The sequence below is a fragment of the Methylibium sp. genome (assembly GCF_013817365.1).
In the GTDB taxonomy this organism is placed as follows: Bacteria; Pseudomonadota; Gammaproteobacteria; order Burkholderiales; family Burkholderiaceae_C; genus Methylibium.
Genome location: NZ_JACDCU010000197.1, coordinates 1 through 7,214 on the forward strand (window position 1 = coordinate 1; position 7,214 = coordinate 7,214).

10 protein-coding genes are annotated in these 7,214 nt (G+C 68.8%); 6 read left to right on the forward strand and 4 right to left on the reverse strand.

Annotation, left to right across the window (positions count from 1 at the left end; translation table 11 throughout):
• Positions 1-291 precede the first annotated feature (291 nt).
• Positions 292-729 (reverse strand): phage tail protein, encoded by a 438-nt coding sequence (locus H0W38_RS12700; protein WP_292454541.1) that lies wholly within the window; start codon positions 727-729, stop codon positions 292-294.
• Between the two features lie 198 nt (positions 730-927).
• Here H0W38_RS12700 and H0W38_RS12705 point away from each other — a divergent pair, with 198 nt between their 5' ends.
• Positions 928-1,635 carry a DUF6781 family protein gene (locus H0W38_RS12705; RefSeq protein ID WP_292454543.1) on the forward strand — a complete coding sequence of 236 codons (708 nt, stop codon included), beginning with the start codon at positions 928-930 and terminating at the stop codon, positions 1,633-1,635.
• Positions 1,632-1,838 carry a dodecin gene (locus H0W38_RS12710; RefSeq protein ID WP_292454544.1) on the forward strand — a complete coding sequence of 69 codons (207 nt, stop codon included), beginning with the start codon at positions 1,632-1,634 and terminating at the stop codon, positions 1,836-1,838. The genes H0W38_RS12705 and H0W38_RS12710 overlap by 4 nt, the downstream gene beginning before the upstream one ends.
• Positions 1,839-1,937: 99 nt before the next feature.
• Here the strand turns inward: H0W38_RS12710 and H0W38_RS12715 are convergent, their stop codons facing one another.
• Entirely contained in the window at positions 1,938-2,399 is a 462-nt protein-coding gene (locus H0W38_RS12715) for a CopD family protein (RefSeq protein ID WP_292454546.1), read from the reverse strand.
• Between the two features lie 156 nt (positions 2,400-2,555).
• On the opposite strand from H0W38_RS12715, the gene H0W38_RS12720 reads away from it, so the two are divergent.
• The gene (locus H0W38_RS12720) at positions 2,556-4,031 is read left to right on the forward strand and encodes a M48 family metalloprotease (protein WP_292454547.1); all 1,476 of its coding nucleotides are present in this window, start codon (positions 2,556-2,558) and stop codon (positions 4,029-4,031) included.
• Positions 4,032-4,043: 12 nt separating this feature from the next.
• Here the strand turns inward: H0W38_RS12720 and H0W38_RS12725 are convergent, their stop codons facing one another.
• On the reverse strand, positions 4,044-4,490 hold the full coding sequence (locus H0W38_RS12725; protein WP_292454548.1) for a septal ring lytic transglycosylase RlpA family protein: 447 nt from the start codon (positions 4,488-4,490) through the stop codon (positions 4,044-4,046).
• Between the two features lie 202 nt (positions 4,491-4,692).
• Here H0W38_RS12725 and H0W38_RS12730 point away from each other — a divergent pair, with 202 nt between their 5' ends.
• Positions 4,693-4,941 (forward strand): hypothetical protein, encoded by a 249-nt coding sequence (locus tag H0W38_RS12730; RefSeq protein WP_292454549.1) that lies wholly within the window; start codon positions 4,693-4,695, stop codon positions 4,939-4,941.
• Here the strand turns inward: H0W38_RS12730 and H0W38_RS12735 are convergent.
• Entirely contained in the window at positions 4,938-5,231 is a 294-nt protein-coding gene (locus H0W38_RS12735) for a YkvA family protein (RefSeq protein ID WP_292454550.1), read from the reverse strand. The genes H0W38_RS12730 and H0W38_RS12735 overlap by 4 nt on opposite strands.
• Positions 5,232-5,413: 182 nt before the next feature.
• Between H0W38_RS12735 and H0W38_RS12740 the strand changes: the two genes are divergently transcribed.
• Positions 5,414-5,761, forward strand: coding sequence for a hypothetical protein (locus tag H0W38_RS12740; RefSeq protein ID WP_292454551.1), 348 nt, complete (start codon positions 5,414-5,416; stop codon positions 5,759-5,761).
• 72 nt (positions 5,762-5,833) lie between these two features.
• A partial coding sequence (gene sbcB / locus H0W38_RS12745) for an exodeoxyribonuclease I (protein ID WP_292454553.1) occupies positions 5,834-7,214 on the forward strand: 1,381 nt, incomplete at its 3' end.

A 7,214-nucleotide genomic window follows, 5' to 3' on the forward strand; every position in this document is an offset into this window, starting at 1 on the left:
GGGCTTGCGGGCAGCGCGCGCAGCGCGCTTCGTCAACTGACTCGTCGCGCCTGTTTGAGCGCAGTGAGCGCAGCGAACGAAGCGAGTTGTGCGACGGCCCGCAAGCCCGAGCAGCGCAGCGCAGTCGGCCCGCCGGGCCGACCGCCGCACCGGCGCGCCGCCGCACACCCGCCCACGGCTTTGCTCGCCCCGAGCGTTCGCACAGCAGTCCAGCCGGGAAAGGGTATGCCCAGCCTTTCAAGCGTTTCCGGTCACGTGGGCTCGCCGCGCTGAGGCCGGGCCTGGTCGTCCTCAAACCGCTTCGACCGTCACCGCCTCCACCGCCAGGTGCAGCGTCTCGACCAACACGCTGCTCAGCGATACGTCGAGCAGCGACCACTCCAGCACGACCGGAATGGCGTTGCGCAGTTTCCACTGGCGCACGGGCTGGCCCGTCTCGTCGAGCAGCGTGACGGCGACGTTGCGGCGCGCCTGGGCGCCGCCCTGAGCGGTGCTCATCCAGTTGAAGAAGTCGTTCTCGCCCGGCAGAACGACGCGCTCCAGCACGCATTCGCCGAGCCGCAGCAGGCCGGGCAGCAGGCGTGGCGCTTCACCCGGATCGCTGCCGCTTCGGTAACGGATCGCGTCGCGCTCCAGGCGCGGCAGATGGACGCGCGCAAAGGCGGCGCCCGCGAAACCGTCGATCTCGACCTTGAACGCAAACGCGGGTTGCGGATCGCTGGCGGCCATGGCGCTTCTTTCGTGCAGGTTGATCGATACGCTGGAACGAGCTCGGGCATGAGCATTGCCCGCGCTGGGCAACCGTACGCCATGCGGCCTTCCGGAAACATCCCGCAGAGTTTCAGCAGGCTGCGGCCGAGAAGGCGCTTGCCACGGCGCGCCAACGGCGGTATCAATGCTTCCCCAACGACTCATAAAGGAACAGGCATGGCCACCAAGACCGGAATCGACCAGGAAGCGCTGATCGACATGTTCTCCAGCGCAGGCGCCAAGCAGGCCGAGGCGCTGCGCGAGGCGGTCAGCACGGCCACCTTGCGCGCCTTGCAGGGCCGTGAACTCACGCTCACCAACATCCGCAGCGTGCTCAAGACGGTGACCCAGGCCGCCTCGACCGGCGCGGCGCAGAACACTGGCCGACCGGCCGATGTGGAGGCGCTGCTGTCCAACGCCTTCGAAGGCATGGACGCCGCGCTGCTGCAGACGGTGGAGGCCAACCGCCGCGCGCTGCAGCAGTTCGTCGACCAGGGCCTCAATCTGCAGGAGGGGCCGATGCAGGGAGCGCTGGCCAACCTCGAAAAGCTCGAGGACACCTTCTTCGCGACTGTCAGCAAGGCCGCCCAGGCCACAGGCGGGCCGCTTCAGGGGCCGTGGACGCAGGTGCTTGAAGCCATGAAACTTAAGGGCAGCCACACCGGCGCGCAGGCTGCCACCACGGTCGAGGAGCTGATGGCGCAGACGCAGAGCGCGTTGCGTGACGGTCGCGCAATGAGCATGCGCACCGGGCAGGCGCTGCTCGACAGCTACGCGGCGCTCCTCAGCGGTGTGCTGATCGGCATGTCTCAGGGTTTGCAGCAGGGCGGTAAGCCGGAGGCCGACAGCCGATCGTCGGCATCCTCTTCAAGGAGCAAGCGATGAGTGAACACGTCTACAAGCTGCTCGAGCTGACCGGCTCGTCCACCGGCAGCATCGAAGACGCGGTGAGCAACGCGATCGCCAAGGCCAGCGAGTCGGTGCGCAATATCCAGTGGTTCGAGGTGATCGAAACGCGGGGCCACGTGGCCGAGGGCAAGATCGCGCACTGGCAGGTGACGATCAAGCTCGGCTTCACGCTGGAGTAATTCCCTCGCGCCGCGGGCATCGAGCCCTCGGCACTCGCCGCCGCACTTCGCTGTCGGGCCCCAGCCTGCGGTTGGGCACCCTCTTCGCCGCTTCGTTTGCTAAAGCGCCGGCCCGAGCACCGCCGCGGCGAATACGGCAACGCCCAAGGCGAGGTTGACGTTCACCAGCCGCCGAATGACCGGCAGCCGCTGCGCCGCGGCCGACCAGTCGCCGGCCGCGACGGCGCGTTCGAGTTGCGCGAAAGGCGTGCGCCGCAGGTGGCCGTACAGGCCGATCATCACCAGTCCCAATGCGACCATCGCATGCACGCCCCAGTGCATGCCGCCCGGCCCGCCGCCGAGCAGCACCATCCCCACGCCGCTGGCGAGCAGCACCACGATGGCCACCCTCACCCCGTTCAGAAAGCGACCCAGCGTGGCTGCCATGAAGCGCAGGCGCTCGGGCGGCTCCAGCGTTTGCGCGGCCGCGGGGCGCACCGCCCATTGCATCAGCGCCATGCCGCCGACCCAGAAGGCGGCAGCCAGCAGGTGCAGCAACAGGAGCAGGGCGGTGAGCAGCATGGCAGCGGAGGTTGTGATGGGCCCGGGCAGTGTGGCAGAGCGCTGTGTGCGCGAGCATCCGGCGGGCGGCAGTTCGCTACGGTAACGTGGTGCTACAACTTCGCCTGTCTGAGCGCGAAGCCCGGGGTCGGACGAACCACGAGAAGGAGCTCTGCCATGCGTTCCCTGTTGTTTCCGCTGCTGCTCTGCGGCGCGCTCCTGGCCGGCTGCGCCACCGTGGTCAACCCCGTCACCGGCAAGGAAGAGCGCACGGTGATGGACGAGAAGACCGAAATCGCCGAAGGCAGAAAGGCGCACCAGACGGTGATCGCCGAATACGGCATCTACCCGGACGCGCGGCTGCAGGCCTATGTGAAAGGGATCGGCCAGAAGCTCGCCGCCCAGTCGCACCGCAGCGAACTGGAGTGGACCTTCACGGTGCTCGACAGCCCCGAGATCAACGCCTTCGCGCTGCCCGGCGGCTACGTCTACGTGACGCGCGGCATCATGGCCTACATGGAGAGCGAGGCCGACCTGGCCGGCGTGATCGGCCACGAGATCGGCCACGTGACCGCCCGCCACGGCGCGCAGCGCGCCACCCGCCAGCAGACCGCCGGCCTGGGCGTGCTGGCCGCCAGCGTGCTCGGCGCGGTGTTCGGCGTGGGCGACGTGGCGAGCCAGCTTTCGCAGGGCGTGGCGGCCGGCTATGTGGCGAACTACAGCCGCGAACAGGAGCTCCAGGCCGACAAGCTCGGCGCCGAGTACCTGGTGCGCAACAACTACGACCCGCAGAACATGGTCGACGTGATCAACGTGCTGCGCAATCAGGAGCGCTTCGCCGCCGAGCAGGCGCGTGCCGAGGGCAAGACGCCCAAGCAGGGCCCCGACTGGCTGGCCTCGCACCCGAGCAACGAACAGCGGCTCGAAGACATCGAGCAGATCGCCGCCGGTTACGACCAGAAAACCAAGTACGTCGACGACGGCCGGGCCCGTTACCTGCAGGCCCTGAACGGCATGCCCTTCGGCGAAAGCCGCGAACAGGGCGTGACGCGCGGGCGCAATTTCTATCACGAGCCGCTCGGCATCGCTCTCACCGCGCCGCAGGGCTGGCGTATCCAGAACAGCCAGGATGCGATCACGTTGATCAATGCCGCCGGCGATGCCGGCCTCATCGTGCAACTCGCGCCGAGCAAGGCCGGCAACACGCACGAAGAAATCATCAAGAACGCGTTCAAACCGACGCAGGGACGCGTAGAGAAGGACGACATCAACGGGTTGCCCGCCACCCGCTTCGCCGGCACGCGGCGAAATGCGCAGGGTCAGGCACAGAGCGTCGCGGCCACGATCGTCACCGGCCCTGATCGAAACAATTTCGTGCTGCTGCATGCAGCGCGGGATGCGGCGACCCGCCAGCGCGCCGCCGCCAGCCTGCGCGAGGCCGAGAATTCGTTTCGGCCACTGACCCCCGCCGACCGCAAGGCGGCCGAGCCGTGGGTGCTGCGCACGGTTGCCTTCCCGCCCGGCGGCTTTGCCGAGCTGGCGAAACGCTCACCGCTGATGACCAACCCCGAGCAGCAGCTGCGGCTGATCAACGGCGTGTACGGCGGCGGGCCGCAGCCCAAGCCGGGACAAGCGGTCAAGGTGATCCAGTAGCGGCGCCGCGGGCTACCGTTCGGCCGGCGACGCGTCAGGTGCCAGCACCTCCAGCCTGGCCTCGATCACGCCGCGCTCGAGCATGCCGAGCCGACGCGCGGCCGCCAGGCTGACATCGCCGATGCGGCCGGCGACGGCTGGGCCGCGGTCGTTGACTCTCACCACCACACTCCTGCCGTTCTTCCGGTTGGTGACTCGCACGCGGGTGTCGAAGGGCAGGCTGCGGTGCGCCATGGTCAAGGCTTCAGGATCGAAACTTTCGCCGCTGGCGGTGGCCTGCCCCGCGAAGCCTCGGCCGTAATAGCTCAGCTTGCCGCGCGTCGTCTCGACCGGCTTGTCTGTCGCCGCGGCATTCGCCACCGAGGCGGGCGGGGCGTCCGCTGGAGCCGCTGACTGCGCCAGACTGCCGGCGGCCATCGAAGCGAGCACGCTCGTGGCAAGTACGGATCGAAGTCTCATGGCCGACAGGGAGTTGGCGAGAGTCGCATGATGGCAGCGTTGCGGCGGCCTGCCGACCGCATACTTCGCCATGCGCAGCGTTTGCGGCGCGAACCGGCCTGCCAGGCGGCGTTCGAGCAGAGCGGCGTTGCCGACTGCACATAGGCTAGCGGAGACGAGTGTGGGCGAGAAACTGTTCAGCGCTGTCGTGCTGGTGATGTGCGTGCTGATGCTGCTGCGGCTGTGCCTCGGCGAACGGCTGCGTGAGCGCGTGGATGGTGCACTGCGGCGCTTCGGCGCCCGCGTGCGGCGGCTGGGGGGGCGAGCCGGTCAGTGGCGCAAGTGGCGCCAATCGCGCGCCGCCGCCGAGCGCGGAGCCCAGGAAGCGATCCGGCGTGCGCGTCATCGCGCCGATCGCGATGGCAATGTGATCCGCCCGGATTCGTTCCGCAAGCCGCGCAAGCCGCATTAGCGGGCTGCGCCGGTGCGACCGGCGGCGCGCCGCTCGGCATGTTCGCGCACCGGGGCGGGCAGCCGGGCCAGCATCCAGCGGATCGCCATCGGTATGAGCACCAGATCGTCCAGGACGCCGATCAACGGCAGCGCGTCGGGGATCAGGTCGATCGGCGACACGAGGTACAGCACCAGCACGGCGGTGCCGGCCTTGAGCCAGGCGGGTGAGTCGGGATGCCTCAGCGCGAACCACAGGCGTTTGGCGTCGTTGCGTACCAGCAGCCAGATCGCGGTCATTCGTTTCCACATTGCGGCATCTCCTGTGCGAGCCGCCGGCATGGCGCCGACATTTCTGCAAATGCGGTCGGTGCGCCTGCATGCAAGAGCAGTGGGCGAATCGACGCTCGCAGGCTTCCTTTTTTCTTCAGTGCAAGATTGATCGAGCGAAGGCCGGAACTGCCGGCACGCCAGCCCGTCAGAGAATCATGGCCATGATCAATCGATGGATCGACCGACTCGCCGGCGCCGTGAGTGGCGCCTTGGCACTCGCGCTGCAATTGCTGCTTGCCGCGGCGGGACTCGTTTTCGTGTTGGGCGCCATGACGCTCGGCCTGGCGCTCGGCGGCTTGCTGGTGCTGTGGGCGCTGCTGCGCGGCCGCCGGCCGGTGCTGCGTTACGGCATGCCGCCTGCGGCTGCCTGGGCCCGCTTTCACGAGACTGCGTCACGCCGGCGTGCGGGCCACGCGTCGTCGTCGTCGTCGCCGCGGTCTGCCCGGCAGGGCGAGGTGATCGACGCCGAGGTGCGGGAAGTGCCGGACCGGCAGCCGGGCTCGCGCTGAGCGGCGCGCGCTGACGTTCGGCCGCAGCGGCCGGGGGGCGCCGGGCCGCGCACGTCGGGTAAGGTGCCGCCGATGAGCAAGTTCAGCTTCTTCTGGCACGACTACGAAACCTTCGGCCGCGTGCCCCGGCGCGACCGGCCGGCCCAGTTCGCCGGCCTGCGGACCGACGCCGATCTGAACGAGATCGGTGAGCCGGCCATGCATTACTGCCAGCCGGCGCCCGACACGCTGCCCGACCCCGAAGCCTGCCTGCTCACCGGGATCACGCCGCAGATTTGCCTGGAGCGCGGGCTGCCCGAGCACGCTTTCGCCGCCGCCATCGAGCAGCAGCTCGGGCAGCCGGGAACGGTCGGCGTGGGCTACAACTCGATCCGCTTCGACGACGAAGTCACGCGCTTCCTGTTCTGGCGCAATCTCATCGATCCCTACGCACGCGAATACAAGGACGAGTGCGGCCGCTGGGACCTGCTCGACGTGCTTCGCTGCTGCCGCGCGCTGCGCCCCGATGGCATCGAGTGGCCGCGGCACGAGGACGGCCGGCCGTCCTTCAAGCTCGAGCACCTGACCGCCGCCAATGGCGTGGCCCACGAGGCCGCGCACGACGCGCTGTCCGACGTGCGCGCCACACTCGCGCTGGCACGGTTGGTCAAGGCGAAGCAGCCGCGCCTGTGGGAGTTCTGCCTGCGCCTGCGCTCCAAGCATGAAGTGCTCAAGGAGATGGGCGTGGGCAGACCCTTCCTGCACGTCTCCGGCATGTACGGCGCCGAGCGTGGCGGCATCGCGCTGGTGTGGCCGCTTGCGCCGCACCCGACCAACCGCAACGAGGTCATCGTCTGGGACCTGGTGCACGACCCCAGCGAGCTGTTCACGCTCGACGTGGCCACCGTTCGTCGGCGCATGTTCACCCGCGCCGAAGAGTTGCCCGAAGGCGTGCAGCGCCTACCGATCAAGACGATCCACATCAACAAGTCGCCGGTGGTCATCGGCAACCTCAAGACGCTGAGTGCCGAACGCGCAGCCCACTGGCGCATCGATGTGGAGCAGGCGCATCGCCACGCCGAGATGGCCGCGCTGAAGGGCGCCACCCTCGCCGGCCTGTGGCCCGAGGTCTTCGAGCGCCCGCCGCTCGAGCGCAAGCCCGATGTCGATGAAGACCTCTACGGCGGCTTCGTCGGTGACGCAGACCGCCGCACGCTGCAGCGCCTGCGCACGCTCAGCCCCGAAGAACTGGCGAGCAAGCGCACCGCCTTCGCCGACCCGCGTTTGGACGAACTGCTGTTTCGCTACCGCGCGCGCAACTTCCCCGGCACCTTGAGCGCGGCCGAGGAAACGCAGTGGCACGAGCACCGCGTGCACCGCCTGCACGAAGGGGCGGGGGGCTGGCAGACGCTGGAAGCCTTCTTCGCGCAGATCGACGTGCTGGTCGAATCGGCCGGCGAGCGCGGGCAACAGA

What these genes read in the sequence shown, in the direction of transcription:
- H0W38_RS12715 (WP_292454546.1), bottom strand. Translation starts at nt 2,399, where the DNA reads ATGCTGCTCACCGCCCTGCTCCTGTTGCTGCACCTGCTGGCTGCCGCC.
- H0W38_RS12740 (WP_292454551.1), top strand. Translation starts at nt 5,414, where the DNA reads ATGATCAATCGATGGATCGACCGACTCGCCGGCGCCGTGAGTGGCGCC.
- H0W38_RS12700 (WP_292454541.1), bottom strand. Translation starts at nt 729, where the DNA reads ATGGCCGCCAGCGATCCGCAACCCGCGTTTGCGTTCAAGGTCGAGATC.
- H0W38_RS12735 (WP_292454550.1), bottom strand. Translation starts at nt 5,231, where the DNA reads ATGTGGAAACGAATGACCGCGATCTGGCTGCTGGTACGCAACGACGCC.
- H0W38_RS12720 (WP_292454547.1), top strand. Translation starts at nt 2,556, where the DNA reads ATGCGTTCCCTGTTGTTTCCGCTGCTGCTCTGCGGCGCGCTCCTGGCC.
- H0W38_RS12710 (WP_292454544.1), top strand. Translation starts at nt 1,632, where the DNA reads ATGAGTGAACACGTCTACAAGCTGCTCGAGCTGACCGGCTCGTCCACC.
- H0W38_RS12705 (WP_292454543.1), top strand. Translation starts at nt 928, where the DNA reads ATGGCCACCAAGACCGGAATCGACCAGGAAGCGCTGATCGACATGTTC.
- H0W38_RS12725 (WP_292454548.1), bottom strand. Translation starts at nt 4,490, where the DNA reads ATGAGACTTCGATCCGTACTTGCCACGAGCGTGCTCGCTTCGATGGCC.